This is a genomic window from Arenicella sp. 4NH20-0111 (genome assembly GCF_040366405.1).
Taxonomy (GTDB): Bacteria; Pseudomonadota; Gammaproteobacteria; order Arenicellales; family Arenicellaceae; genus Arenicella.
The window spans coordinates 75,550-102,491 of the sequence record NZ_BAABWF010000010.1 but is presented as its reverse complement, the minus strand read 5'-3'; the positions used below and the strand labels follow the sequence as shown (position 1 = coordinate 102,491).

Sequence of the window (26,942 nt, the reverse complement as noted above, 5' to 3'; positions counted from 1 at the left end):
TTTCTTGCTTGATGATTTAAACCAAAGGTTTAAACAAAAACGAAATGCTCTTCGTCTAAGGCCATCATTGAATCCATGCCATTTTTAATGGCCGCTTCATGAGCCAAAACTCTTGGCATGATGCGCTGGAAATAAAAATCAGCGGTGGCAATCTTAGCTTTATAAAACTCAGGCTCTGCAGCTCCTTCGCTGATTGCTTGCTCAGCAGCAACAGCCGCTTTTGCCCAGAAATAAGCAACGGTCACGTAGCCAGCCATCATTAAATAATCAACCGCCGCCGCGTTGACTTCGTCTGTATTGCGCATCGCAGACATTCCAATCGAACGCGTCAAACTTTCCCACGTTCCCATAAATGGTTTTAACTGTTTAGCAAACTTATTGCGACGATTCTCTTTGATGAACGCTTCAACTTCTTTGACAAGTGGTTTTAGTACTTTACCACGTGAGCCAAGTATCTTACGGCCCAGCAGGTCTAGGCCTTGAATCCCTGTCGTACCTTCATAAAGCTGAGAAATACGAGCGTCTCTTACCTCTTGCTCCATTCCCCACTCTTTAACGAAACCATGACCACCTAACACTTGGATGCCGTAGTTAGTTGCTTCCAATGAGCTTTCAGATAAAAACCCTTTTGCTATCGGCGTCAAAACGGCCAGCAACGTTTCGGCACGCTCGTGCTCAGCTTCAGAAAAGTCAGGCGACTGTTCAATATCAACTAACTGCCCGCAGAACATATTCAACATACGTCCACCCTCTGCGAAGGCTTTTTGGGTCAAGAGCATTCGGCGAACATCTGGATGACCAATAATAGGATCAGCCGGTTTGCTCTCATCTTTTCGCGGCTTCGTTCTGAATTGAACTCGATCCTTAGCGTACGCCAATGCCTTCTGGAAAGACACTTCAGAGTGCGCCTGGCCGTGCATCGCTACGCCTAAGCGTGATTCATTAATGAACGTGAACATCGCACGCATACCCTTGTGAGGCTCACTGATCAAATAACCTTTCGCGCCGTCAAAGTTCATGACACACGTCGAATTACCATGAATCCCCATTTTCTCTTCAATAGAGCCACACGTTACTGCGTTTCGATCGCCCAAAGAACCATCGTCGTTAACATTGAACTTAGGGACCAAAAATAGCGATATCCCTTTAATCCCTTCCGGAGCACCCGGAAGCCGCGCAAGCACGATGTGGATGATGTTGTCCGCCATATCGTGTTCACCAGAAGAAATAAAGATCTTGCTTCCAGTGATGTTGTAAACACCATCGCCGTCAGCGTCTTCGGCAAATGTCTTTAATAAGCCAAGATCTGAACCACAATGCGGCTCCGTCAAGCACATTGTGCCCGTCCATTTACCGGCGACCATCGGTGGCATGAAACGATCTTTTAAATCCTTTGAAGCATGTGTATAAACCGTTTTAATCGCACCTGAGCTCAAGCCTGGATACATCGACCAACTGTGGTTCGTGGCGATCATCATTTCCATCATCACTAACCCTACTGACTCCGGCATACCTTGGCCTTCGTATTCAACCGGCCCCGTCAACCCTGGCCAGCCGTTTTCGACAAAACTGTCATAGGCCGCTTTAAATCCAGTGGGTGTAGTCACCTCACCGTTATCAAACTTACAACCCTCTTCATCACCGACTTTATTCAAGGGTGCGATTTCGTTTTCACAAAACTTAGCCGCTTCTTGAAATATAGCTTCCAGTGTTTCAGGGTCCGTATTTTGGCCTTTCGTAAATTTAGTATAGTGAGTCGGCATGTCTAACACGCGCTCTGCTACGAATTTAATGTCTTTCAATGGGACTTTATAATTCATCTTTCTGTCTCGTATGGATAAATCAAATTGGGTTGGCGGATTACCCGAAGGTTCAACCCTTCGCCAACAGCTTTCTCACCAGTTCAATAATAGACTGGTTGTAATTATTAATTTTGCTTTCAACTTCATTCAGTTGCAGCTCATATCGACCCTCGTCGTTTATCTCAAGGGACTTTGTTTTCCAAGGCTTGAGGTACCAGTCCTCCAGCAATACCACGATAGTATTCGCCACCATCCTCGGATCGTTAGTGTGGAATTCGCCCGCATCTACGCCAGCCAGAATCAAGCGTTCAAAACTGTCGATCGCGTCCCATTCCATTTGTTTGGACTCTTCCTGCTGCATCTGGGACAAACTGCGTGTCTCAAAATACAGGAAAAAGTACCATGGCTGAAGCAACGTACTCGCATACAAGTGATAACGAATACTCTGCTCAAAGGACTCCCATATGGAGCTTGCTCGCATCGCGTGTTGCTGAGTTAATTCGCTGCTCAAGCGCACGATGTCGGCGACCATCAGTGCGATATCTTCTTTCTTGCTGATGCAAGAATATATCGCTCCCATGCTCATTCCGGTCTGCCGTGACAGATCTCGTAATGACATTCTGTCAAATCCAGAGACAGCAGAAACCTCGAACGTCGCCGTCAAAATTTTCTCTAAATTTGCCACTGCAAATCTGGCTTTCTGAGTTTGAATCATTTCCGCATGCCGGTCGAAAACCGTTCGATACAATTGCTCACCCTGAAGCGGAAAGCTTTCAAGAAACGAAGCAAAAGAATTCAATTGAACCGGCCCAGACGCAAACGCAGTTTTAGAATCTAATTTGTCTTGAGATAGGTCGATCGCGGAAGTCATGGCGAGAGACTAGCACAATAAATGGAGCGAGCGTTCGTTTTATTTGAATTTAACGCATATTTTTACATTCTATTACTTAAATCCACGCGCTTTTGATCGTCCAATAATGGCTTACGAGACATTTGTTTGGTTTCATTGACCTTCTTGTTAAATACCCCAGCACGCACCTCGAGAAACAGTGAAGAGTTGAAATCAACGCTGGTTCTTATCTCTACAACCTTTTAGACTTTGCAGCAGACGGTGGCCTGCATTATCGATCAGCTCCCCTAGGGTATGTATTGTCCCACCGAAAATTGAACAATTGAGCGAAGAGCACCATGAGTTTTTTAAACCGTTTCGTATCTGTTAAGCCGAATGAAGCAAAAGCGCTAATAGCATCATGCGCGTATTTCTTTCTGATACTCTGCGCCTATTACATCATTCGCCCCATCCGTGACGAAATGGCCATAGCCAACGGAGTCGCTAATATCCAGTGGATATTATTGGCAACGGTCATCACTTTATTGGCACTCACTCCAGTCTTTGGTTGGGTGACAACGCGCTTTAGAACCAAGCAATTCCTATCCTACTGCACGTTCTTCTTTTCTAGCCATTTAGTCGTGTTCTTTTTTCTTTTCAATGTGGAAGAACGCCCGGCAATCGTAACTCAGGCGTTTTATGTCTGGGTAAACGTATTTAATATGTTCATCGTTTCTCTCTTTTGGAGCTTCATGAATGATGTCTTTGGCAGAGAGCAAGCTAAACGCCTATTTGCATTTATTGCCGCAGGTGGCACGGCTGGAGCAATATGTGGGCCAGTTATTACCAGATCATTAGTGCAGTCAGTAGGCTTAGCTCCTCTACTGTTAATTTCCGCCGCCGTTTTAGCCTTGTCATTAGTATTTATATCCTGGCTGATCAACTGGAAAAACGACGATTATGATCAAAGTAATACCGCACACCGCGTCGCCGATAAAAAATTGGGCGGCTCCGTACTCGGCGGCCTAACACTGATTAGACACTCGCCTTATTTAACCGGCATTTGTGTATTTATTCTTTTATACGCAGTCAGCATAACGTTTGTGCAAATCCGACAAGCCGAGTTAATCGAAGCCGCCTACTCTGTTCCCGAAAAACGCACTCAGTTGTTTGCCACCATTGACCTAACGGTGAACGTACTTGTTTTAGCGTTTCAGCTGTTTATCACAAGCAGACTGATATCTTGGCTCGGTTTTCGATTCATATTACTACTGGTTCCACTGGGTATCACGATCGGTTTCGGCCTTATGGCTCTAGTACCTCTGCTTCCCATCATGATCGCTATTGAAGTCTTTAGACGTGTGGGAGATTACGCCATCATGAAACCTGCGCGCGAAATGCTTTTTAGCGTAGTCAGCCGAGAAGAAAAGTACAAAGCCAAGAATTTTATTGACACAACCGTCCTCAGATCAGGAGGGGCTTCGAGCGCATGGATATACAAAGCCGTCACGGCGACGGCGGCTGGTGCTGCTAGCGTTGCGGGAATCAGCATAGTGCTTGGTGTAGCGTGGTGTTCAATATCCGTTTGGCTTGGCGGTCGCTTCAACCATAGACAAGAACGCGCTAGACACCTAGAGTATCGTCCAGAACTGAAAAATTAGTCTTTTATATAAACCGCATCCCTTTTACGTAATCGCCATTAAGCGAGCACACTGAATTTGAGTAGCCTAATAAGCGTACTCTCTGATTATTATGAGAACCTTTATCGTCTTCATCGGCAGCGTTATCGTTTTAGTATTTGCGCTTGTACTATTAGTCAGCGATCGAGACCGCTCAATGTGGGTACTAAATACCGCCGTTAAAATGGCTAATCCTCACCCCGTTATACACGACATACAATACGGGGCAGAGCCATGGCAAAAATTAGACATCTATCCGGCGCAAGCCAGTAACGACGCTCCCGTCATCATTTTTGTTTATGGCGGCAGCTGGCGTCATGGCCGAAAGGATCAATATCGTTTCGCCGCAGATGCTTTCATTCGCAAAGGCTATACCGTCGTCATACCTGACTACATCAAATACCCTGATAGCAATGCTCGATTTCCGTCGTTCGCGCGTGACGTCGCAAGTGCGGTGGCTTGGGTTAAAGACAACATTACAAACCATAATGGCGACAGCAACAATCTATTCCTAGCGGGCCACTCTGCTGGAGCGCATACGGTGGCTATTCTTACCGCCGACCAACAATACCTCACTTCTGTGGGATTGACTGAGTCGGATATAAGAGGCGTCGCAGGCATCGCTGGGCCGTACAGCTTTACTCCTGATTGGGAAGTCACTAAAGCGGTATTTGGCCCGGAGTCTAGGTACCCTTTGATGGACGTTTTTAACTACATCGATGGCAGCGAACCATCGACGATCTTGCTTCACTCCGAGTCTGACACCCAAGTCGGACGGTACAATACCGATGGGTTGCACGAGCGAATGATCGCCAAAGGGGTCGATGTGAAGAAAGTGATTTACAAACAGCCGTCGCATATTGATATGGTCACGATGTTGCACCCATGGTTTACAAAGGCCGACGACGTCGCGCAGGATATCGACACGTTTTTTCGCGAGAGAATTCGCTGATCAAATGGCGTACCTTGCCAACGGTAAGTGCTCCGCTCATTGCTGTTTGCATTGACTCAGCGTTAGAATTAGGCGCCTTTAAACACCAACAACATCCTTACGTTAATTACCAACTCATTATTGCGCTCGCATGCATAGAAACACAGTCGACCTATTAAAGCCAAGTATTCAGTTAATCCTGAGCGCATCTGTCGCTGTCGTTGTTTATTGTTTTATACACAGTACGCTCCAATTCACAGCTCAACGAGTTGAACTTCTGGGATATTTTCCCAACCAAACGACGGTAAAAATTAGCAACATTCTGGTAAATGGCAAAAAAGAGCATCTCGACACATTCGAGGTCAGCGGCAAAGCCGACCTGCAAAGGGTCGGGACTGGTTATATTAACAAGCACGTAAATCGACTGGAAATAGAGTTTAACCACAATGGGGTTGGGTTAATTACGCTCTCCAGAATTCGTGTTTTCTTCCCTTATTTAGAAACATACTACTTCACGCAAGACAATATAAGTGGCCTCTTCAGCTCCGATCAAAGCGCCTCAGATAACCCTCGCCAATACGTTGGAAAACACATCTCGGTTGTGTCAAACCAGGTGCTAGCACGCCCAACAAGCATTGCGCCTCTATTGCTCTCAGCGCTGTTCTTTATCGGTACTTGGCTTCTAATTAAAAACTCCAACGTAAGGCTACTTCCGGCCTTCAAGGACATGAGCCTTGGACAAAACATTTCAAGTTCAGGCGAGTTTGATGCCATTAACGGGGTTCGAGGACTTGCTGCAATTCTAGTTCTATTTAGCCACACCGCACCTGGATTTGAGGCGGTTCAACTCGGATTATCTCTTCTGTTTGTGATAAGTGGGTTCTTACTCACTAAACCGTTTGTATCAGACGGACGCAAAATATTTCGAGTGAAAGATCTTGAACACTATCTAACCAAACGTTTACGTCGAATTCTTCCAATGTATTACCTCTATGTTTTTGCGGTATTCGGCGTGACACTAGAATTTGAAACACTGGCTCGGCACCTCCTGTTCCTCGAGGGTGATGGACACCTCTGGCCCATGACTCAAATCTTCGCTTTTTACATGCTACTCCCTATTGTTCTTATCCTTACATCAGCCGTACAATGTCTCCATCGACTCGCACCAATCATCGTGTTATCCATACTCGGAATTCTGGCGTATCGCTATCTACAGGAATGGAAGCCGTTCTATAATGGGAGGTTCAGCAAAGAATTCTTCCTCTACGCATTCCTTTTGGGTGTCGCATTCTCGTATCTATATTACGACTACTGCAAAGAAATTAAGCAATGGATCAATGAACGTCAGCATTGGATGAACCTAGTCGGCACCCTTGCGTTGGTGATCACGATTTTATCAATCATCTGGTCTGCGCCCATTAAGCCCATTGCGGAGATTTGGTATTGGATGAGCAAATTTTGGGTCAAGTGCGCGCTGTCAGGAGCCATCATTGTTTTAGCCCTATTAAGTGAAAAATCCTTTTTTAGGCTAATCATTGGAAACTGGTTATTTCGTTCTGTTGGGGTTATTGGGTTTAGCTTCTATTTATTACACGGCCTGGGAATGGAGTTGTTCTCAGAAGTCCAAAGGCTTTTCATTGGAACCGACCCCCCGGGGGAACGAAGCTGGTCTTTTGTGATCGGCTCATTTCTGTTCACGTACCCAATGGCATTGCTTACCTACTCTTACGTTGAACGACCATTTTTTGGTTACCATCAAAAGCCCACACCTTAGAACATTGCCTGCTAAGAAAGAAGAGCTCCGCCTTCTTCCTCAGCAGGTCTTAGCTTATTCTGCTTCAGTTTCTGCTTCAGTTTCTGCTTCAGTCAAAATCAAATCTAGTATTGGGATAATTGGTACTTTTTTACCACAAATTGAACGTGGCGTAGTGGTCGTCCGTTGATCTAAATAGCTAGGTGTGGTTTGCGATTGGGCAGTGAATGTGGCCGTGAAGTTGGCGTTGTTTCCGGCACAAGAATCTTCTCCAGAAGCAGACCCACTAGCACTTGAACCGCTGATTACCCCAGTAACATCAATATTTACGACGCAAATACCCAAACCGCCAATATCAAACGTAAACTGCCCCGAAAAAGAACCATCTTGAGCAACCTGAGCCGTAAACGTCTCATCTGAAACAGTGAACGACAATGAACGGTCATCACTTACGTTAATCTCAACGCTGTCATTAAACGGCGAGGTGGAATTATTTTCACCGGTGACTGTTAGCGTTCCAGATGCTGTCCCGGCAAATACATGAGAGTTCACTTGCTCGGCCACAGGTTCAGGTTCAGTACACTCAGGTTCGGGCTCAGGTTCTGCCTCCGGTTCCGGCTCTTCTTCACCGACGCCACCACTTGCATTTCTAGGCACTTCTTCGAAATCAATATTGTCTGTTGGGCCAACACCCCACTTGTAAAGCGCCACATTGCTGCGCTCACGGACATTCACGTTATTTAGATTGAACCTTGCCATTCCGCTGGTCATGAAACCATAAACCTCGCCATCAGCTGGCTCCCAGTCAAACCCGGACCTAAAAAATGGTGAGCGTTTGATTTGTCGGCCACTCACGGCTTCACGTTGTTTATTGACTTGGCCAAAGCGCATATATTCGAACGTAGTGGCATACCATTGACCTTGATACTTTGCAAATATCCAAAGAGAACGATTACAGCAATCGTTTCTCAAATCAGAATGGAAGCGCCGCGGCCATACATCCTTTTTGCTGCCATTGACTTGCAACGTTGATCCACTGACATTTACCGTGATGCTAGACGTTTGCGCCCAAGAAGAAATATCAGGATCTATCCACTGAACGTCTGAGAAGTCATCAGGGAAGCCAGCCTTAGCTTGGCTACACACTAGACCGGCAAGTAAAATGATGGCGAAAAAGAACGAGTTATATTTCATTTTTATCTATAGCGTTATCAACTTAATAGCCGTTATAGCATGCCAGACTTAATTTCGTGTGGAAACAAAATTTGTCAAACAAGACAATTGTCTCTCTCAACATAAAAAAGCCCCGACTGACAAAGCCAATCGGGGCATTAATACTTCACCAATGAAACATTAAGCTTCGATTACAACCTCATTGGCAATATCTTGGTACTTCGGTAATTCATTGAAATTTAAATATTTATAAATGTCATCGGCCACAGTATCAATGTTCTTGGCAATGTCTAAGTACTCAGAAACGGTCGGTAAGCGCCCTTTGACTGCCGCCACAGCTGCCAGCTCCGCTGAGGCTAGATAGACATTTGCGCCATCACCCAAGCGATTTGGAAAATTACGTGTTGAAGTCGAGACAACCGTTGAATTTGCGGCTACCCGAGCTTGATTACCCATGCACAAAGAGCACCCTGGCATTTCCGTTCGCGCTCCAGCTCGTCCGAAAGTAGCGTAGTGCCCTTCTGCGGTTAACTGAGCTTCGTCCATCTTAGTCGGTGGTACGATCCAAGTACGAGTCGGGGTTGGCTCGCCCATTTCGTCGAACAGCTTAGCAGCAGCTCTAAAATGACCAATATTAGTCATGCAAGATCCGATGAACACTTCATCGATACTCACTTCTTTACCACCCAGAACTTCCGACAATGTTTTGGCATCATCTGGATCATTGGGGCAACACAAGATTGGCTCTTTAATGTCGCTCATGTTAATTTCAATGGTTTCAAAATACTCGGCATCACTATCAGCTTCCATCAATTCAGGGTTAGCCAACCATTTTTCCATTTCAATAATGCGACGAGAGATAGTTCGTTTGTCGCCATAACCTTCGGCAATCATCCATTTCAACATAGTGATATTGGATGTAATGTATTCAGCAATCGAGTCTTCATTTAACTTGATCGTACAACCGCCAGCAGACCGCTCAGCTGACGCATCAGCCAACTCAAATGCTTGCTCGACTTTTAAATCTGGCAAGCCTTCAATTTCTAAAATTCGTCCTGAGAAAACATTCTTCTTACCTTCTTTCTCTACCGTAAGCAAACCACCTTGAATGGCGTAATAAGGAATTGCATGCACTAAGTCACGCAATGTGATGCCAGGTTGCATCTCACCGGTAAACTTAACTAACACAGACTCAGGCATATCTAACGGCATCACGCCTGTTGCAGCAGCAAAGGCCACTAACCCCGAACCTGCCGGAAAAGATATCCCGAGAGGAAAGCGCGTGTGTGAATCGCCACCGGTACCCACGGTATCTGGCAATAACATGCGATTTAACCATGAGTGAATAATGCCGTCACCGGGTTTTAAGGAAACGCCGCCTCGATTCATGATGAAGTCAGGTAAGTTCGCGTGTGTTGTTACGTCTACCGGCTTCGGATAAGCCGCTGTGTGGCAAAACGACTGCATGACCAAATCGGCAGAAAAACCAAGACAGGCCAAATCTTTTAACTCGTCACGAGTCATCGGGCCGGTGGTGTCTTGAGAGCCTACCGTCGTCATCTTCGGCTCACAGTATTGTCCAGCGCGCACACCATCAAGACCGCATGCCTTACCAACCATTTTTTGAGCTAGCGTGTAGCCTTTGTCAGAATCACTTACAGGCTCTGGCTTGCGGAACAAATCAGACGCATCAAGCCCTAATGATTCACGGGCTCTGGCGGTCAAAGCTCTGCCGATAATCAAAGGTATACGCCCACCTGCCTGCACTTCGTCCAAAAGAACATCAGTCTTGAGGCCAAACTCAGAGATGATCTCATCAGTACCATGACGTTTGACAATGCCCTCATAAGGATAGACATCAATGACGTCACCCATTTCCATCTTCGAAACATCCATTTCAATTGGAAGAGCTCCAGAGTCTTCCATGGTGTTATAGAAAATTGGGGCAATCTTGTTACCAAAACAATACCCACCATCACGCTTATTTGGAATGTGAGGAATATCGTCGCCCATGGTCCACAAAACAGAATTAGTGGCTGACTTTCGAGAAGAACCAGTACCGACAACATCGCCCACATAGGCCACCGGATGTCCTTTTTGCTTCAGCTCTTCAATTTTGCCAAGAGGGTCGCCGTTAACATCAAAACCGTCTCGCGGCATCTTCAGCATGGCCAATGCATGCAAAGGAATATCCGGGCGTGACCAGGCGTCTGGCGCAGGAGATAAATCATCCGTATTCGTTTCACCTGGTACCATGTAAACCGTGACTGTGATTTTCTCAGCAACGGCATCTTTGGACGTAAACCATTCGGCGTCTGCCCAAGATTGAATCACTTTCTTGGCGTGCGCATTGCCCGCATCGGCTTTGTCCTTTACATCATAGAACGCGTCGAACATCAATAATGTGTGAGATAAAGACGCACACGCCTCGTCAGCCAATCGAGGATTATCCAATGCATTAATCAAGGCTTGGATATTATACCCGCCCAGCATAGTGCCCAGGATTTCAGTGGCTCGCTCATCCGAAATTAATGGTGATGTTGCTTCGCCAGTGGTCACAGCAGCAAGAAAGCTTGCTTTAACATACGCGGCTTGGTCTACGCCGGCAGGCACTCTGTTGGTGAACAAATCCATCAAGAACTCTTCTTCGCCAGCCGGTGGGTTCTTCAATAACTCGATAAGCTCAGCAACTTGAGTTGCATCCAATGGCTTGGGAACAATTCCCATTTCTGCACGTTCAGCGACGTGGGCGCGATAGGCTTCTAACACAATAAATCCTCGGCATTTGTTGTTAAAATCGTTGGAACTTCGACGGTGGGGCTTGCAGCGCGTCCGTAAAAACCATGACGGTCATCGTTAATTTTTCCGTGTTTTGTGAAAAAACACATTGTCTATGTCAAATTAGACCGTTAATCCGGTGCGTACAATACTGACATCGCCTCAAATCAGGTGGCGAATTTTACTATACACAAGGCCAAACTTGAAGTGATACAATGCCTACAGCTCGGATCATCGAGTAAATTTTGACTATCATGGGTGTGAATACACATTGAACGAAGTTCCAACAGGGATCCTTTTCCTTTCTTTAGCACTGCTCATACTGTTATCGGCCTTTTTCTCTTCCTCCGAAACAGCCATGATGGCCGTCAACCGTTACCGCATCAAAACCAGAGCGGATAGAGGCAATAGAAGCGCCAAATTGGTGCTCAGGCTCCTTACCGAGCCCGACAGACTATTAGGCACAATTTTGTTCGGCAATAATGTAGCCAATATTGCTGCCTCAACTTTAGCAACGGTGATCGGCCTAAGACTCTTTGGCGACGTGGGTCTGGCTTACGCTCCGCTGGTTTTAGTGTTTGTTGTCTTGATCTTTGCTGAAGTAGCTCCCAAGACTCTGGCCGCCTTGTACCCAGAGGCTATTGCATTCCCTGCTTCCTGGATCCTGCTTGGATTGCAGCATGTACTATCTCCAGCCGTTTGGTTGGTAAAGTTTTTTTCAAATGGATTGTTGCGACTGCTGAGAATCAAAGTATCACAACAAAACGACGCACTAAGTAATGAGGAATTAAGGGCGGCCGTCGCCGAATCTGGGGGCCTTCTCGACACCTCTCATCAAACGATGCTGATGCGTATTTTGGACATGGAAAAAGTGACCGTTGAAGACGTCATGGTTCCGAGAGCGGAAATGGAAGCAATAGACCTTGAAGATGAGTGGGAAGAAGTCGTTGAGCAACTCGCCACCTCTCACCACACCAGAGTGCCCGTTTTTTCGGGCAGTCTCGACAATATCATAGGCATCGCCCACATCCGCAAAATGTTTTACCTTTCTCAAATGGGCGAATTTAATAAGCAGACCATGCTCGGCATGATCCGGGAGCCCTATTTCATTCCTGAAAACACGTCGATCACCCATGCGTTAACCAATTTGCAAGATCGTCGAAGGCGTTTTGGTATTGTCGTAGATGAGTATGGTGATATTAAAGGGCTCGTCACACTTGAACTAATTCTGGAGGAAGTCGTTGGTGAATTTACCAGTATCGCCCCGGCACTTGACGATGATATTGATCTAGAGCCGGACGGCTCATACCTAGTTAGAGGCAGCACCAACCTTCGAGATCTCAACCGTAAGCTCAATTGGTCTCTGCCTTCTGGTAACGCCAAGACCATCAATGGATTAATTACAGAGCAGTTAGAAGCGATACCCGAAGCCGCAACCTGCTTTAAGCTCGACAACTACGTGATCGAAATAGTTCAAACACGAGATACTTCCGTTCGCGTGGCACGCATCACAAAACTGTCATAAACACTCGCATTATTAAAGTTTAAAGACTGCAATCACTTTTAATGGACACTTCAGGACGGATGTAAAATAATCATAAAAGCGAACCAATGCCATTCTTGGGCTTGCTAGCAGGTAAGTTTTTGAGATATATTCGCTGAAATAACAAATACATATAACCCAAACCGAAAGCATATTATGAATAAATTAGCGATCGCCCTTCTGATACCAGCATTCGCTACGGCTCTTGTGGGCTGCAGTAGCGGCTCAAGCGAAGCTCCCATTCCGGCAAGCGTTACAAATCGCTACCAAGGCACCTTCCAAAATACGCCAGGCACCCAAAGCGGTTCAGTCTCTCTCAATTTGTCTGAAGACACAGCTCGAGCTGTGACTGGTAACATCATTTTCACCTCTGATGGATCAAACTGCCTACGTAACGCCACGGTCACTGGCACAACAACTGGCTTTAATTTTGATCTTACGGCATCACAGGCTGGCGAGCTTTTCACCACGACAACAACGATTACCAGAACAGAACTAGATGATGCTGGGGCTGAAGTTGTTACAACAGAATCAATTACCGTCCGTGAGTCAACTACTGGCACCGTTGGTACGGTAAACCGAGATTTGGGCGGCGGGCGAAACTCAAGCGCTGTTACAACGTCAGCCGGAGTAACTGGCAACCTTAATATGCAATTTAACATCGGAAACAACGGCGCAACGTTACAAGGCACGTACGTCACTGATGGCGATATTTGCAGCAACAATACAGGCAGCGGTGTTATGTCTTTAAACCGAATCTAGTTAGAAATTAATTTTAGTTAGTTCGAATGATGCACGTCGTCGCTTCATCATGTCACAAAGCCATCAGGATTTTGATGGCTTTGTTCGTTGTGATGGTGCTTGGTCTGAGCGTTAGCTCAGGCGCGCACTCGGAGAATAATTTCGAGAGCAAACTACCTAAGTCTGCTTCTCTTCGGTTCACCTTATCTGATGAGCTCGGCTTTCCGCAGGATCAGAGTAAAGACAGCTTTGATTGCCTTGATAAAATTTACGCAGTGACAGACGTAAAAGGCTTCAAGAAAGGCAAGCACATTATTGAATTCAGGTGGGTTGACCCGAGCGGAGACACACGCGAGCGAACGGTTTACGACTTTTTTGTAAGAGATAAGCCTTCAACGAAACTATGGGCATGGCTAGAGCTCTCCAGAGGCCAAGGTGCTGGTGTTGTTCAATGGCTAAACCCGGCGGCTGGCCTGGAAGAATTTATCGGTAAATGGGAGTTAAAACTTTTGATCGATGACAAGGAATTTAAGTCAGATGAATTTGACGTAAACTGTTGATTTTATTCTCGCTGTCCGTCCTGCTTAGAAGCTAATTTTTTAAACTCTTCTCCCGGGTAGCGGCTTACTGGACTTTTTAGCAACGTCATTTCGAACATAAACTGGCTTAAAATCCATCGCTGACACCAAATTTTGTTGATCATATTTAGCCCGCGCCAACTGCAACAAAACACTTGCATTAGGATACGTGATTTCATTTTTATGATGAGCAATGTTTAGTACAGCAGCGGGAAGCTGGTCCCAGTACTCGCTCCAGGCGTTCCCAACCAATACACAGCTGCTACCAGCTACTGATATACGTTCAGGGCCAGACACTGTAATGTCACCAACATTCAACAGCTCATGATCTTTAAGGCGATATTCAGCCCAATAGATCTCACCCATACGTGCATCAATACCCGCAATAATGCTCTGAGCCCCAAAGCCTATCGCCTCATGCGCCAACGCTTCTAAAGAAGAAATGCCGATCATCGGCGCCCCTATTCCATAGGCAATACCTTGCGCCGCTCCTACTCCAATTCGCAACCCTGTAAATGAGCCCGGTCCTTGCCCCACGGCAACGGCGTCTATGTCTTGGACACTTAGCTGAGCCTCAGAAATTACGTTTTGAACCATTTCAAGCAGCACCGCCGAATGAATATTACTCCCTATTTGCACTTCACTGTGCGTCGCACCATCGTGAGATATAGCAACAGAACACGCTGCGGTGGCCGTATCAACAGCCAAAATAATTGGATCCAAGTTCATACCATCACCCCTGCTCGGTCGTCGCAGACAAACGTTCTAAAAATGCACAAATTTTCTGTCTATCAGACGTTCGACGCATCTTAGGTAAACTATTCAAAAACACACGACCATAATGAGTGGTTCGCAAGCGTCCATCACAGATCATGAGCACCCCTTTGTCGTGGGTACTCCGAATCAAACGCCCAGCGCCCTGGCGTAGCGTAATAACGGCTCTTGGCACTTGGTAATTCATAAAAGGGTTGTCACCCGATTCTTGCATTGAGTTCAACCGAGCTTTAATGACAGGATCAAACGGAGATTCAAACGGCAGTTTGTCGATGATTACGCAGCGTAAAGCATCGCCTGGCACATCGACGCCCTCCCAAAAACTCATAGTACCCAATAAAACCGACTTGTCTTTTTCTACAAACTCACGCAATAATTCACGCTTATTAGTGTCGCCTTGAGTGAGTATTTCAAATTTCTCACCTCCTTGCTCTGCTTGCTCAATTAGGCGCTCTTCGAAGCGCTGCATCACTCTAAAACTGGTGAACAAGACAAAGACACCACCGGCGCTTGCCGTAATCACTGGCAATACTTCATTGAACAACGCGTCAGAAAAACCCTCATCTTTCGGTACCGGCATACCTTCCGGAACATATAATACCGCTTGATTGAAGTAATCGAATGGGCTATCCCAAGTTTCTTCACGAAATCCCTTTTTTAATCCTATTAGGTGCTGGAAATGGTTGAAATCTCCATCAACCGATAAAGTGGCCGAAGTGAAAATACGCGCCTGTTGATCGTTTCCAAAATATTGCGACAGCTCACTCCCGATATTCAACGGTGTCTCATGGATACGAAACGTTCGTCTCGAGACTTCGACCCATCGCACCACGTCGTCGTTCTGATCGCTCGCTGCTAATCTCTCACATTCCTGTGCGAGTTCGACACACCGCTCATGACAACGCCCTAGAGCTTCTCCGGCAACCGCAGCCTCTTCAAGTAAGTCCGAAAAATCAGTCAACTTTGCGGCTAATAAAGTTAGCTTCTTAAGCAAATTAGGGATTTCATCGATCAAATCATCCCAAGAAACTCGCCGCTCATTCAGCCCTAAGCTAAGCCTGTAATCCGCAGTTAGTTTATCTAATGCATCGGCATCTGGAATGAGGTTTCTAATCAAACTCTTTTCTTTGAGCTCGGCCGCTCGAGTATCGGCCACCAGCTCCATGACTTGCCAGGAACTGAAGCTGTTACCTAAAAAGTTAGACGCTATATCAGGTATTTGATGAGCCTCGTCAAATATCACCGTGTTCACTTCCGGCAGCAGAGCGCCAAACCCGTCTTCTTTAAGGGATTTATCGGCAAAAAATAGATGATGATTGACCACCACCACATCGCTTTCTAATGCTGCTTTACGCGCCTTATTAACATAGCAGTCTTCAAAATAGCTGCATTCACTGCCAATGCAATTATCGACCGTCGACGTAACCGCTGGCCACAGTCGTGAGTCTTCAGGAACTTCATTCAAATCACCGATATCGCCGGACTTAGTCCGAGGAAGCCAGTTGGCCAAAGCTTCGAGCTCATGTAATTGATTCTTATCCATCCTTCGAGCATCGCTTCGTGCCGCCGACATACGATGCAGACAAACGTAATTACTTCGCCCTTTCAAGAGAGACACTTTAGCACTCAGTCCCAAATGCTTAACCACAGAGGGTATATCCCGATGAAATAACTGTTCTTGTAAATGCTTGGTGCCGGTTGAAACTAAAGTGGTTTTTCCGGAACGCAGTGCTGGCACCAAATATGCAAAGGTCTTCCCCGTGCCAGTTCCTGATTCGGCCAGCAACGTCTCCTTATTTTCGATCGCCTGCTCGATTGCCGCCGCCATCTGCACCTGCGCATCGCGAACAGAAAAGTTGGCGATCGCAGAAGCGAACGGTCCGCGTTCGCTTAATATATCGGCTGCGGTATCTTCATCATAAAGGTCATTCATGAGCATTGAGCAATCATGTGAAACAACGCCGTCACGACTACCCCCCAGTACTTAAGCATTTCCTTCTTTGTCTGCGGCGCATTGACTGAGTGCAGTACCCCAGTGGGGCAATGAAACCTCAAAAGTCTGGAGCAATTTTTGCGTACTCAATACAGAAAATGCTGGTCGCTTAGCTCGCGTCGGATATTCGGATGATGCAATGCCGGTAACCACGACACTGGTGATTTCATTTTCAACGAAAATCGCCTTGGCGAAATCAGCCCAAGAAGTCTGGCCTTGACAGGAAAAGTGGTACACGCCAGCCTGTTCTCTGGAAATACCGCCCTGCTCTATGATTATATCGACCAGCTGCTTAGTTGCGGAAGCAATACTGCCTGCATACGTAGGTGCACCCACTTGGTCATTAACCACAGACAGTTGCTCACGCTGCTCAGCGAGAGCCAACATTGTTTTATAGAAGTTTTTCCCATGGTTTGAATACACCCAGGAAGTTCTCAACACCAGCGCCGGGGCTTCGCTCTTGATCACGGCCTGCTCACCCTCAAGTTTACTTTGCCCATAAACCCCTGTAGGTGCGACAACGTCTGACTCTAGATACGCAGATGCAGCGCATCCATCAAAAACGTAATCCGTTGAAAAATGGATCAAGGGCGTCGCCGTCTCCTTGGAGTATTGCGCAATTTCAGCCACCGCATCACGGTTAATAGCAAACGCAAGCTCCGCATCATCCTCAGCCGCATCGACAGCCGTATACGCCGCAGGATTAATAATAATCTCCGGTGCAATTTCGACAAGCTTTGCGTGAACTGACTCGACTTCACTTAAATCTAATTGATCGCGACCCGCTACGATAACATCATAACCATCGGCCAATTGCCGTTGTAAATACGTACTAACTTGGCCATTCCGGCCAATAATGAGAATTTTCGCCATGTAAACTAAACCGACAGAGTCGGTAAATCCTGTAGTCGTTGACCGATCTGATCTTTTGCTGATAATAGCGGCGCATCCGTGGGCCACACAATGCCAATGTCAGGATCATTCCATAGAACGCTCCCTTCTTGCGAAGGTTCATACAATGATGTGCACTTGTAAACTACCTCGGCGGTGTCACTCGTAACAACAAATCCGTGTGCAAAGCCCTCTGGAACGTACAACTGTTGTTTATTTTCATCATTCAGATAGAAACCAACCCAGTCGCCAAAGGTTGAAGAACCTGCTCGGATATCGACGGCGACATCAAAAATTTCACCTTGAACGGTTCGTACCAACTTACCTTGCCATTGTGGGCTTTGATAATGCAGCCCACGCAGTACGCCTTTACTTGATTTCGAGTGATTATCCTGTACAAAGTTAGCAGGCAAACCAAGTTCTTCGGCTTTTTGCTGGTTATAGGTTTCCATAAAAAAGCCACGGTCATCACCAAACACCTGTGGTGTCACTAAAAGAACGCCATCGAGCTTTGTAGTTTCTACTTTCATCACACTGTTAAATCAAAAAATATTTAGGGTCGAATTGTAGCCCGCTAAGCAGGTTCAAGGAAGGACTTTCCCGCGATCTGCATTTGATTGTACGAACCCAGGGTGATCATTTCTTTAATCTAATTCTAACCTCAGCTGGGCTTAAGAGCTCATCGCGAAACATCACACTTTCAGCGTTATGATTGAAAACAAACTCGTGACTTTGCGTTTCTCGCTTACGAACACCCTCAGGCAGAACTTCCGTCGAAAGCTGTGCTTTTTCCGCCAACCTTAACAATATCGATTGCATTGCCAGCTCGTCTGGCCAAGCGCCGAGGTAAAAATTCTTCCCATTTCCCACTAATACAGGCGAGCCATCATCTAGGAACTCAAAGACAGACTCCGAGGTTTGCAACGACTCAAACCAAGTGTGAATACTCCCATTCGATTGCAGCTTTCTCGCAGACTCCTTGGGAAAAGTTTCAACATACTCAACGGTACAATCAAATCCATCTAATGCTGGAGGAAGTGGGGTGGGAATTCTAAAATTTTGGTCGCGAGATCCCGTACGAGGCCCAAGCATACTTACACCGTCGAAACGGTCAATTTGCTCAAGCAATCGATCATGCAAGTTGAACAAGCCTGGAGCCAACAATAATTTGTACCCATCAAGCGTCTCGACATCCGGACGAACGATATCTACCGTAAGACCAAGCCTACGTAAACCTCTGTAAAACTCAAACACAACCCCAAACGCGTCAAAGCCCTGCCCCTGGGGTTGCGCCTCCCAAGCCCAACATGATTCGTAATCAAACACTAATGCCACATCAGCCTGACAGCAGGCAATATCACCAAGTTCTGAAATTTCTTTTATGACCGCTTCAATTTCTGGGTAGCTAGCGGATTCTTTAGAATCTGGCCTCAGTAACCCAGCATGCATTTGTTCTTGAGCAAAAGGCGCTTGCCGCCATCGAAAATAGCACACAGCCTCCGCTTCATGAGCTATAGCCTCCAAGGTCCACAGCCTTACCATTCCAGGCAGTGGAGCTGGATTGAAAGGGGCCCAATTAACGGGGCCCGGCTGCTGCTCCATGACCCACCAACGACCGCGCCCTACCGTACGATAAAGGTCATGATGAAGCGCTTGCAGATCAGGATCTCCTTGACGCTCAAAACGCCGCTGCCACTCTTTACTCGCACCACATCGATCAACTAAGAACCCCAAGGGATAACTGTCCCAACTGGCTATATCGAGGTCATCGCCAACTTTATAATGATCAAACTCGGTAATGCGTCCCATATAATTGTGAATCAACGGCTTATCACAAAACCGCCTAACGGCCGTAACGAGTGCCTTATTAAAGACAACAACTTGATCGCTTGAAAAACGCCTAAAATCCATCACGTGCGAGGGGTTAGGCTCAGTTACGGTGAGGTTGGGAAGATCCACATCCTCAAATTCTGAGTATGCCATTGACCAAAAAATGTTACCCCAAGCTTCGTTTAACACCGCTATGTCTGAATACTTTGCCTTAAGCCAACGCCTAAATTCTTTTCGTGCTGCATCGCTATACGACAAAATTGTGTCATGACAACCATATTCATTATCCAATTGCCAAGAATGCACGTGCCGATTGCCCCCATAACGCTCAGCCATTAGCTCTGCTATCTTTGCGGCTTCCTCACGATAAGGTGCATGACTAAAACAATAATGACGTCTGGATCCAAATTTTCGATGCTGGCCGTCCTCATCGACCGCCAACATATCAGGGTAACGATCCAGCATCCAACGAGGTGGCGTTGCCGAGGGAGTACCCATAACAACCTTTAACCCCTGATCACCTAAGACTTCAATTGCGCGATCAAGCCACGCCCAATCGTATTCTCCCGGTTTGGGTTCAATGCGCGACCAAGAGAATTCACCTATACGCACTAATTTGAGCCCCAATTGAGACATTTTTAATGCATCTTCCGGCCATAACGCTTCGTCCCAATGCTCCGGGTAATAACAAGTTCCTAAAATAGGTTTCATGGTGTTGCTCTCTATGTCTGTTATTAGTTCTGTTGAGTTTACATCGAATAATACAATATAATCATATTTATACTATAATTATAGGACGCCAGTTCAAACCAATTGATCCCCCCAATTGCGATAAGATTAACAGAAGGGCGACCTTCATAACCATCACAGGCAATAGCTAATGACTTCTCAACCACGATTTATCGCAGGCGACTGGGGAACCAGCAATTTAAGGCTCTATTTATGCGAACTTTCGGAATCAGGATCTAAAATTCTAGATACTCGTTTCGGCCCAGGTGTAAGCCAAATTAATGGCGATTTTGAAGAGCGATTTTTCAATCTTGCTCAAGAATGGATTGATCAACACTCAGAGATACCCGTCATACTCTCTGGAATGGTTGGGTCGACCATCGGCTGGAAAGAAGCCCCTTACTTAAACAGCCCAGTCTCCGTCGCTGAGATTGCCCGAGGTCGTATTCAATTTAGGGCAAGAGGCACGGACTTTTCAATCTTAGCCGGCCTTCGCACCAGCAACCCACTGAACCATCCAGACGTGATGCGTGGAGAAGAACTTCAACTACTAGGATGGATGCAGTCTAAAAACGCACGATCTGGACGCAGGCTATTTGCTCTTCCCGGCACTCACAACAAGTGGGCTCTCTCGGAAAATGGCATGATCACACGCTTTTTGACGGCATTCACAGGCGAACTTTTTGCTTTATTGCGTAACCACAGTATTCTCATATCATCTCAAAGCTCATTCAGCTTTAATAAACGTGTCTTCTTAGATGGTGTGGATGCCATTGAGAACATGGGTGAGGCCCAGCTGGTTCACGCCCTCTTTAGCACGCGCGCCAAGCAAGTCTTGGGAGAATTAGGTGAGGAGGACGCGTTATCCTATCTATCCGGTTTGATCATCGGCGCCGACACCATCGGGGCCAATAGCCTATTTGGCGAGTGCGACGGCATCACAATCATTGGCGAACCGACGCTTACATCTCACTACAAGTTAACACTGGATCATCTCGGTCTGGCATCAGAACAGTGCGATCCTGACGAAATAGCAATATCAGGCTTTGACAGTATCTTTCGCGAAATCAACCAAGAATCTATAAATTAGGAAATCGAGGAGCATTAAATGAGTACATTGTTAGAATCATGGTTTGAAAAAATCCCCGTAGTTGCGATTATTCGTGGCGTCACGCCTGATCAAGTTGAGGAAATCGGCACGGCTATCGTAGAGGCAGGCGTGGGCATAATCGAAGTGCCGCTAAATTCGCCAGAACCATTCAAAAGCATCGAAAAATTAAGTTCTGCACTCGGAGAGCGATGCATCACCGGATGCGGCACGCTGCTAACCACTGAGGACGCACAGCGAGTGGCTGATGCTGGAGGCAAAATCGCCGTAACGCCCAATACGGACACCGCAGTCATCAAACGCTGCATTGAACTCAATATGATTCCTATGCCTGGATGGTCCACCCCCACTGAAGCTTTTTCGGCCTATCATGCCGGCGCTCGATATTTAAAACTGTTTCCCGCAGGCAGCTACGGAGCCGGACACATCAAGGCTGTGCGAGCAGTTCTACCAACCGACACGAACATTCTTGCTGTCGGCGGAGTCGGCGCGCACAATGCGAGCGAATGGCTCGATGCCGGCGTGAGCGGGTTTGGCATCGGAAGTGAAATTTATAAAGCCGGACGAACTGCCACAGAAGTCTATCAACGAACCAGTGAAATCGTTGAGTCGATCACCGGCGCCTTGGGAGGCGCAAAGACATGAATTTGGAACTGATTGATACGATACACGTTAGCAATGAGCTCGGCGAAGGGATAATTTGGGATACTCACCGGCAAAGAGTATGGTGGACCGATATATTGCAACGTAAGCTATATCGCTATGACCCTGTATCAAAGAACTTGGAAAATTGGAGCACTCCGGAAAGACTGTGCTGTTTCGCTCCAGTAGAGGGTCAAAACAAGCTAATTTGCGCGTTTGAATCTGGGTTTGCTTTCTATTGGCCTGAAAATGATGAACTCAAATGGATAACGCGGCTAGAAGAAGACAATCCAGGCACCCGCTTCAATGATGGAAGGACCGATCGTCAAGGCCGTTTATGGGCAGGAACCATGGTCGAGAATGAGAAAGCCGCCACGTACAAAGGCAGCTTGTATTGCTTAGACAGCGATTTGCACGTGACTAAAACGCTGAGCGGCCTCTCTATTACAAACAGCTTGTGCTGGAGTCCAGACGGTAACATCTTGTATCACACCGACACCGTCACCCAAACAATTAATCGCTACCCATTTGATACCAATAAAGCGTCTCTTGGGGAAGCCCAGACATTGGTGAGCACGGAGAAAAACTGCTACCCCGACGGGTCAATCGTCGATGCAGAAGGTTACCTCTGGAATGCACAATGGGGCGGAAGTCAAATTGTTCGTTACTCCCCTCAAGGAGCTCAAGACTTAAAGCTCACGTTGCCAACCAGCCAGCCTACTTGCCTAGCCTTTGGTGGACGTGATTTGGATTTGCTTTTCGTCACCACAGCTTGGTCCGAGATGTCTCCTAGAGAGGAATTAGCGGGCAGTCTGTTTATCTATAAGACAAACTTTAAGGGCTTAGAGGAAGCTCAGTTCAAACTGAGCCTCTAGGGCACCCACTTTCAATGGCCATCCAGACGACTCGATTTTCAGGTTATTAGATCGAGTCTCTATATTCTTGCAGCTTTTCCTGCCATTGATCGCCAAAGAATATCTTACACGCCTCCTTCAACCCCGGGGCATCAACGATATCTTCATTACGCACAACCTGAGTAATCTTAGAACGTCTACGCAAAAAGTCTTCAAGTTTGGTTACCATTTCAAATCTGGCGGTGTGCTCAATCTCGCATCGAAGATACTCAGCATCCTTCATTAGCCTTTCGGCTTGACGAGGGTCTTGTCGAATATCTTCCAGCAATTCAATCGCATTCCCACCATATCGGCGCCACAAACGCTGAGTCAGCGGCTCCGACGAGCCCTCCACCGTGTAGTCATCAAGGTTCATGAGCTTTGCTTGATGGTAGAATTTGTCCTTAACCGTATCCGCATCTTCCCCATACCACTTATAGTTTTCGTATGGTAGCGCCACTCCCATCTCCTTAACGAGTTCGGCAATCTCATCACCGACATTAATACAATCGGTAGTTTTTCCGCCAAAAATACTCAGATGCCGATCGTCTCTATTAACATCCACAGCGTGTTTTCTAGACAATTTCACCCAATCGGCTACTCCGTCTCCACCCTTCTGCGCCAAAGGTCGGACTCCACACCGCTCTGCTATGATGTCACTTTCGGTAATCGGGCTCTCCAAGTCCAACAACTGATTAATATTATCCAATACGAATTTACGATCCTCCCCTGTGACCTCTACCTGCGGGCTGTCAACTTGAGTGTCTGTCGTACCGACGGACGTTTTATTTCCCATGGGTATGACAAAAAACAATCGACCATCACTTGCGAAAAACGCCAAAATTCGATTCCCCTTTGTCACTCGATCAATGATCAAGTGAATACCTTTAGAAAACAAATGTCGATGTTCTGTCTTTTGCTCGGCCAATTCATTGTGCTTATCAACATACGGCCCACAAGCGTTGATGAGGACTTTTGCCTTAACTTCAAATGTTTCTCCAGAAATGCAATCACGAGCCTGCACACTCCATAAGTCATCTCTTTTCACAGCATCGGTAGACTCCACGTAATTCACTGCATCACAGCCGTGATTCATCGCTGATCGAACAAAATTGAATACAAACCTGGCGTCATTGTCGTACAGGTAGGCATCCGAATATTCGAAGCCACCGGCCGCATTTTTAGTGTTAATGGCAGGCTCGCGCTCTTTAATGGTTTTCACACTCATATAATCAGGCGCTTCCGTGAAAAAGCGACCGATCAACCAATAAAATAATGTGCCTAAATAAACAAACCAAGATGGAAATCGAAATCCCTTCGCGATAGTGGTTAAAAATCGAATTTCTTTCACCGTAGACGGGTAGCTACGCATCAAATGGTTACGGCTTTTACATAGATTGTTCACTAAAAAGTATTCGTGCGACTCCAAATACTTAATGCCTCCCCACGCCAAATTCGAAGAATTCGAACTGGTCATTCCTGCGAAATCGCCTCTATCTATCAAAGCGACATTAGCCCCCTTAGCGGACAGAGACGCCGCAGAGACTGCCCCATTAATACCGCCACCGATTACCAAGGCATCGTAGACATGATTCGGCCGCTTGAGGCGTTCAATATTACTATTACGTAGATTCATTAGTTTTAGCTGGGCGAAAAAAAATAGGCGGCACACACTCTATAGTTCACACAATGCATGCCGCGCAAATTCTAAGTGTAAGACCACACGTTAGAAGAGGAGAATGACTTTGACGGGTAAACCATCAAACGTCTGGTCTTATTATATTATAAATAATACTATTTTTAAAGTCGCTGAATTTATGGTTTGTTTGGTGGGTAGTTTAGCGTGCTGAAATGGCTATCCGCAATGCCTTCCAACCAGTCTTTTATAAGACCTCGATCACACCTTTCTGATCACAGCACCCAAAGTGCCACAAGTAGGTATAAAATTGCTGAAGCCGCTGCCGCGGTAAGGGCGAATGGCAACTGCGTGCGCACGTGATCCATCACATCGGCGCCACAGGCAAGAGAAGAGAGTATGGTTGTGTCGGAAATTGGCGAGCATTGATCTCCAAACACCGAGCCACCAACAATAGCGCCAAAACATAACAAGATGAAGGTAGGGTCGTCAGAAAGCACGATGGCAAGCGGCAATGCAATCGGGAATACCACGGCATAGGTGCCCCAAGAGGAACCAATTGAAAAAGCCACCAACATACACACCACCAAGATAAGACTCGGAAACACATACGGAAAATGAACCAAAAAGCCTGCCGTCGAATCGATTACGAAGTTTGCAGTACCGAGGTATTCCGAAACCTTAGCTAGCGTAACTGCCAAACCTAGCACTAAAGCCCCTATTGTTACTCCCTTGATACCCGAAATCATCGCGTCAAATGCCTCATTAAGCGGCATACCTCTTATTAAGGTTAGGGAGAATGCCACCACAACGGCCATGCCAAACCCCTCAAAGACCATAGGACTGTTTCCCAAAGAGAGCGGCACCACACAAAAACCCAGCAGCGTGATTATAGGCAAAAGGAAATCCAGTATGCTCGGCGCGTACCCATCTAGCGTTTTTATCTCGGTCAGCTCGGCAGCCGCCATGGGTTGTGCACCAGGACGATCCAACTCACCAGTTTCGGCAACCCTCTTTACAACCCGAGCCATAGAGCTATCAAACAAAGGCAGCTTACCTAACGCGAAAAGCAAAGTCATACTGACAGCAATCCAAGCGTAAAAATTGAATGGAATGGCCATGAAATATAGCTTAACGGCGGCAGCCTGATTCGGCACCAACTGAGAGAGCGGGTCAATGGCTATTATTCCAGCGATATAAACCGGCCAAACATTAAACGGTAAAATTGTTGCCACCGGAGACGCTGTGGAATCGACGATATACGACAATTCTTCGTGTGCAACTTTATGACGATCAGACATGGGCTTTACCGTCGTGCCAGTCAACACCGTGCTAATTGTGCCTCCTTGATGAAATATAACGCCCAGCACCCAGGTGAACACTTTCGCTGAGGTGCGGGAGCTCACAAACCGCTTAGCGAGTGATTCGGCGAAATAGCGAGCGCCGCCGTTTCGATTCCACAATCCCAACAAACTGCCGAGCGCCCAAAGATACACCAACAACATTTGGGCGTAGCTTTCACTTCCCAAGCTAGGAATTAAAAACACCTTCACTAAATTAAGCTGACCGGAAACCAAGCCTCCGACAACCACACCCAAAAATAGGGCTAAAACCACATTCCTGACAACAAAGCAGAATACGATGGTAACGAAGGCAGGAAGTAACGACCAAACGCCATAATGATTCGCGTACTCGCTGGGCCTGAAAAACCAGATCAGAGCCGCAAAAGTACACACTGCCACCGTAGTGGATAACGTTTTGTTGTTCATGTCTTTCTATCCAAAGTTAGGTTCACACATGATAATCGCAAACGTTAGCATACCCTAAGCACTCCCCCTTACTCACATTGATCAACAAATGGGCCACCCTTGGACAACATAGCTGGGGAGCTACTACTTTCCTTGTGATCGAGAGTTTTATCCGTAATTAAGCTTATGAAGACAACGTGGCCAATCGAACTTGCATGACATTCTGAACAACCATTAAAAAAGCCCTAACACGCAAACGTGCTAAGGCTTTTTTAATGGCGTCCCCAAGGGGATTCGAACCCCTGTTACCGCCGTGAAAGGGCGGTGTCCTAGGCCTCTAGACGATGGGGACGTCTGCGGCGCATTATATTGAGTTGAAAATAAAAAACAACTCTTTTTAATGTCCAATTTTCCTTCACTTTCACCAGTGGTCTTACCGAAGTTTTCACTCACAATTATGAGCTTTGAGCCGTCAGCGCGGGAAGCTTTGCTTCCGTTCGCACAGCGAACTTAGCGAAAACTTGGTGGAGCTAGGCGGGATCGAACCGCCGACCTCTACACTGCCAGTGTAGCGCTCTCCCAGCTGAGCTATAGCCCCAGACCTCGAAGGAGCGCGCATAATATGCTCAGCATTACATTTGGTCAAGCGCTAATTTATTTTTTTTACAAAAAAAAATAAATTAGCGCTATCGATCCGATTGCTCGACTAATTCACGTATTTGAGTGACAGAAAAAACCCTATAAATTCCTGAGCCTCATTCCGACCTATCGTCATTAAAGACATCCCATTCAACTACGTTAGGAATTACAATGAGCTAATACAGAGTCAAGAAATATGATTGTTCTCCCATTGGCGTATTGATATTATCATCCGTGAGGATAGAGGACAGT

At 46.5% G+C, this 26,942-nt stretch carries 20 protein-coding genes and 2 tRNA genes; 9 read left to right on the top strand and 13 right to left on the bottom strand.

What is annotated here, in order from left to right; translation table 11 throughout:
• Nucleotides 1-29: 29 nt before the first annotated feature.
• Both ABWW54_RS17370 and ABWW54_RS17365 read right to left on the bottom strand, forming a co-directional pair.
• On the bottom strand, nucleotides 30-1,820 hold the full coding sequence (locus ABWW54_RS17370) for an acyl-CoA dehydrogenase C-terminal domain-containing protein (protein ID WP_353414100.1): 1,791 nt from the start codon (nucleotides 1,818-1,820) through the stop codon (nucleotides 30-32).
• Between the two features lie 52 nt (nucleotides 1,821-1,872).
• Nucleotides 1,873-2,673, bottom strand: coding sequence for a TetR/AcrR family transcriptional regulator (locus ABWW54_RS17365; protein WP_353414098.1), 801 nt, complete (start codon nucleotides 2,671-2,673; stop codon nucleotides 1,873-1,875).
• 317 nt (nucleotides 2,674-2,990) lie between these two features.
• Here ABWW54_RS17365 and ABWW54_RS17360 point away from each other — a divergent pair, with 317 nt between their 5' ends.
• From ABWW54_RS17360 to ABWW54_RS17350, 3 genes are all read left to right on the top strand, one after another.
• Complete coding sequence (locus tag ABWW54_RS17360) at nucleotides 2,991-4,292, top strand: NTP/NDP exchange transporter (RefSeq protein ID WP_353414097.1); 1,302 nt, start codon at nucleotides 2,991-2,993, stop codon at nucleotides 4,290-4,292.
• Between the two features lie 91 nt (nucleotides 4,293-4,383).
• The gene (locus ABWW54_RS17355; RefSeq protein WP_353414095.1) at nucleotides 4,384-5,262 is read left to right on the top strand and encodes an alpha/beta hydrolase; all 879 of its coding nucleotides are present in this window, start codon (nucleotides 4,384-4,386) and stop codon (nucleotides 5,260-5,262) included.
• A gap of 130 nt (nucleotides 5,263-5,392) precedes the next feature.
• Entirely contained in the window at nucleotides 5,393-7,015 is a 1,623-nt protein-coding gene (locus ABWW54_RS17350; RefSeq protein WP_353414093.1) for an acyltransferase family protein, read from the top strand.
• Between the two features lie 54 nt (nucleotides 7,016-7,069).
• Here the strand turns inward: ABWW54_RS17350 and ABWW54_RS17345 are convergent, their stop codons facing one another.
• Both ABWW54_RS17345 and acnB read right to left on the bottom strand, forming a co-directional pair.
• Nucleotides 7,070-8,188, bottom strand: coding sequence for a hypothetical protein (locus ABWW54_RS17345; RefSeq protein WP_353414092.1), 1,119 nt, complete (start codon nucleotides 8,186-8,188; stop codon nucleotides 7,070-7,072).
• Nucleotides 8,189-8,347: 159 nt separating this feature from the next.
• Nucleotides 8,348-10,936: a bifunctional aconitate hydratase 2/2-methylisocitrate dehydratase gene (gene acnB / locus ABWW54_RS17340; protein WP_353414090.1), complete on the bottom strand. Its 2,589-nt coding sequence runs from the start codon at nucleotides 10,934-10,936 to the stop codon at nucleotides 8,348-8,350.
• 280 nt (nucleotides 10,937-11,216) lie between these two features.
• Between acnB and ABWW54_RS17335 the strand changes: the two genes are divergently transcribed.
• The 3 genes from ABWW54_RS17335 to ABWW54_RS17325 all read left to right on the top strand — a co-directional run bounded on the left by ABWW54_RS17335 (nucleotide 11,217) and on the right by ABWW54_RS17325 (nucleotide 13,789).
• Nucleotides 11,217-12,470, top strand: a complete 1,254-nt coding sequence (locus ABWW54_RS17335) for an HlyC/CorC family transporter (RefSeq protein WP_353414088.1) — start codon at nucleotides 11,217-11,219, stop codon at nucleotides 12,468-12,470.
• Between the two features lie 174 nt (nucleotides 12,471-12,644).
• The gene (locus tag ABWW54_RS17330; RefSeq protein WP_353414086.1) at nucleotides 12,645-13,250 is read left to right on the top strand and encodes a hypothetical protein; all 606 of its coding nucleotides are present in this window, start codon (nucleotides 12,645-12,647) and stop codon (nucleotides 13,248-13,250) included.
• A gap of 26 nt (nucleotides 13,251-13,276) precedes the next feature.
• A complete protein-coding gene (locus tag ABWW54_RS17325) occupies nucleotides 13,277-13,789 on the top strand; it encodes a hypothetical protein (protein ID WP_353414084.1) in 513 nt (170 codons plus the stop codon).
• Nucleotides 13,790-13,828: 39 nt separating this feature from the next.
• On the opposite strand, the gene tsaB is transcribed toward ABWW54_RS17325, so the two are convergent.
• From tsaB to ABWW54_RS17300, 5 genes are all read right to left on the bottom strand, one after another.
• A complete protein-coding gene (gene tsaB, locus ABWW54_RS17320) occupies nucleotides 13,829-14,536 on the bottom strand; it encodes a tRNA (adenosine(37)-N6)-threonylcarbamoyltransferase complex dimerization subunit type 1 TsaB (RefSeq protein ID WP_353414083.1) in 708 nt (235 codons plus the stop codon).
• Nucleotides 14,537-14,540: 4 nt separating this feature from the next.
• On the bottom strand, nucleotides 14,541-16,514 hold the full coding sequence (gene yoaA, locus ABWW54_RS17315) for a DNA repair helicase YoaA (RefSeq protein WP_353414081.1): 1,974 nt from the start codon (nucleotides 16,512-16,514) through the stop codon (nucleotides 14,541-14,543).
• A gap of 51 nt (nucleotides 16,515-16,565) precedes the next feature.
• Nucleotides 16,566-17,447 (bottom strand): dTDP-4-dehydrorhamnose reductase, encoded by an 882-nt coding sequence (rfbD, locus tag ABWW54_RS17310; protein WP_353414080.1) that lies wholly within the window; start codon nucleotides 17,445-17,447, stop codon nucleotides 16,566-16,568.
• Nucleotides 17,448-17,452: 5 nt separating this feature from the next.
• On the bottom strand, nucleotides 17,453-17,995 hold the full coding sequence (rfbC, locus tag ABWW54_RS17305; protein ID WP_353414078.1) for a dTDP-4-dehydrorhamnose 3,5-epimerase: 543 nt from the start codon (nucleotides 17,993-17,995) through the stop codon (nucleotides 17,453-17,455).
• A 106-nt stretch (nucleotides 17,996-18,101) separates the two neighbouring features.
• Nucleotides 18,102-20,006, bottom strand: a complete 1,905-nt coding sequence (locus ABWW54_RS17300) for a beta-galactosidase (RefSeq protein ID WP_353414076.1) — start codon at nucleotides 20,004-20,006, stop codon at nucleotides 18,102-18,104.
• Nucleotides 20,007-20,175: 169 nt separating this feature from the next.
• Here ABWW54_RS17300 and ABWW54_RS17295 point away from each other — a divergent pair, with 169 nt between their 5' ends.
• From ABWW54_RS17295 to ABWW54_RS17285, 3 genes are read left to right on the top strand one after another with little or no spacing between them, the layout of a single operon-like run.
• Nucleotides 20,176-21,114 (top strand): 2-dehydro-3-deoxygalactonokinase, encoded by a 939-nt coding sequence (locus ABWW54_RS17295; RefSeq protein ID WP_353414074.1) that lies wholly within the window; start codon nucleotides 20,176-20,178, stop codon nucleotides 21,112-21,114.
• Nucleotides 21,115-21,132: 18 nt separating this feature from the next.
• Entirely contained in the window at nucleotides 21,133-21,777 is a 645-nt protein-coding gene (locus tag ABWW54_RS17290; RefSeq protein ID WP_353414073.1) for a 2-dehydro-3-deoxy-6-phosphogalactonate aldolase, read from the top strand.
• Nucleotides 21,774-22,649, top strand: coding sequence for an SMP-30/gluconolactonase/LRE family protein (locus ABWW54_RS17285; RefSeq protein ID WP_353414071.1), 876 nt, complete (start codon nucleotides 21,774-21,776; stop codon nucleotides 22,647-22,649). Before ABWW54_RS17290 ends, ABWW54_RS17285 begins: the two co-directional genes overlap by 4 nt.
• 46 nt (nucleotides 22,650-22,695) lie before the next feature.
• Here the strand turns inward: ABWW54_RS17285 and ABWW54_RS17280 are convergent, their stop codons facing one another.
• The 4 genes from ABWW54_RS17280 to ABWW54_RS17265 all read right to left on the bottom strand — a co-directional run bounded on the left by ABWW54_RS17280 (nucleotide 22,696) and on the right by ABWW54_RS17265 (nucleotide 26,649).
• Nucleotides 22,696-24,303, bottom strand: a complete 1,608-nt coding sequence (locus ABWW54_RS17280) for a glycerol-3-phosphate dehydrogenase/oxidase (RefSeq protein WP_353414069.1) — start codon at nucleotides 24,301-24,303, stop codon at nucleotides 22,696-22,698.
• A 275-nt stretch (nucleotides 24,304-24,578) separates the two neighbouring features.
• Nucleotides 24,579-26,072, bottom strand: coding sequence for a Na+/H+ antiporter NhaC family protein (locus ABWW54_RS17275; protein WP_353414067.1), 1,494 nt, complete (start codon nucleotides 26,070-26,072; stop codon nucleotides 24,579-24,581).
• 255 nt (nucleotides 26,073-26,327) lie between these two features.
• Nucleotides 26,328-26,403 (bottom strand) — tRNA-Glu (locus tag ABWW54_RS17270).
• Between the two features lie 170 nt (nucleotides 26,404-26,573).
• Nucleotides 26,574-26,649, bottom strand: a tRNA-Ala gene (locus ABWW54_RS17265).
• Nucleotides 26,650-26,942 lie beyond the last annotated feature (293 nt).

Bases quoted from the DNA above. Each gene is read 5' to 3' on its own strand.
- ABWW54_RS17370 (WP_353414100.1), bottom strand. From the start codon at position 1,820: ATGAATTATAAAGTCCCATTGAAAGACATTAAATTCGTAGCAGAGCGC.
- ABWW54_RS17365 (WP_353414098.1), bottom strand. From the start codon at position 2,673: ATGACTTCCGCGATCGACCTATCTCAAGACAAATTAGATTCTAAAACT.
- ABWW54_RS17360 (WP_353414097.1), top strand. From the start codon at position 2,991: ATGAGTTTTTTAAACCGTTTCGTATCTGTTAAGCCGAATGAAGCAAAA.
- ABWW54_RS17355 (WP_353414095.1), top strand. From the start codon at position 4,384: ATGAGAACCTTTATCGTCTTCATCGGCAGCGTTATCGTTTTAGTATTT.
- ABWW54_RS17350 (WP_353414093.1), top strand. From the start codon at position 5,393: ATGCATAGAAACACAGTCGACCTATTAAAGCCAAGTATTCAGTTAATC.
- ABWW54_RS17345 (WP_353414092.1), bottom strand. From the start codon at position 8,188: ATGAAATATAACTCGTTCTTTTTCGCCATCATTTTACTTGCCGGTCTA.
- ABWW54_RS17330 (WP_353414086.1), top strand. From the start codon at position 12,645: ATGAATAAATTAGCGATCGCCCTTCTGATACCAGCATTCGCTACGGCT.
- ABWW54_RS17325 (WP_353414084.1), top strand. From the start codon at position 13,277: ATGATGCACGTCGTCGCTTCATCATGTCACAAAGCCATCAGGATTTTG.
- tsaB (WP_353414083.1), bottom strand. From the start codon at position 14,536: ATGAACTTGGATCCAATTATTTTGGCTGTTGATACGGCCACCGCAGCG.
- yoaA (WP_353414081.1), bottom strand. From the start codon at position 16,514: ATGAATGACCTTTATGATGAAGATACCGCAGCCGATATATTAAGCGAA.
- rfbD (WP_353414080.1), bottom strand. From the start codon at position 17,447: ATGGCGAAAATTCTCATTATTGGCCGGAATGGCCAAGTTAGTACGTAT.
- rfbC (WP_353414078.1), bottom strand. From the start codon at position 17,995: ATGAAAGTAGAAACTACAAAGCTCGATGGCGTTCTTTTAGTGACACCA.
- ABWW54_RS17300 (WP_353414076.1), bottom strand. From the start codon at position 20,006: ATGAAACCTATTTTAGGAACTTGTTATTACCCGGAGCATTGGGACGAA.
- ABWW54_RS17295 (WP_353414074.1), top strand. From the start codon at position 20,176: ATGACTTCTCAACCACGATTTATCGCAGGCGACTGGGGAACCAGCAAT.
- ABWW54_RS17290 (WP_353414073.1), top strand. From the start codon at position 21,133: ATGAGTACATTGTTAGAATCATGGTTTGAAAAAATCCCCGTAGTTGCG.
- ABWW54_RS17285 (WP_353414071.1), top strand. From the start codon at position 21,774: ATGAATTTGGAACTGATTGATACGATACACGTTAGCAATGAGCTCGGC.
- ABWW54_RS17280 (WP_353414069.1), bottom strand. From the start codon at position 24,303: ATGAATCTACGTAATAGTAATATTGAACGCCTCAAGCGGCCGAATCAT.
- ABWW54_RS17275 (WP_353414067.1), bottom strand. From the start codon at position 26,072: ATGAACAACAAAACGTTATCCACTACGGTGGCAGTGTGTACTTTTGCG.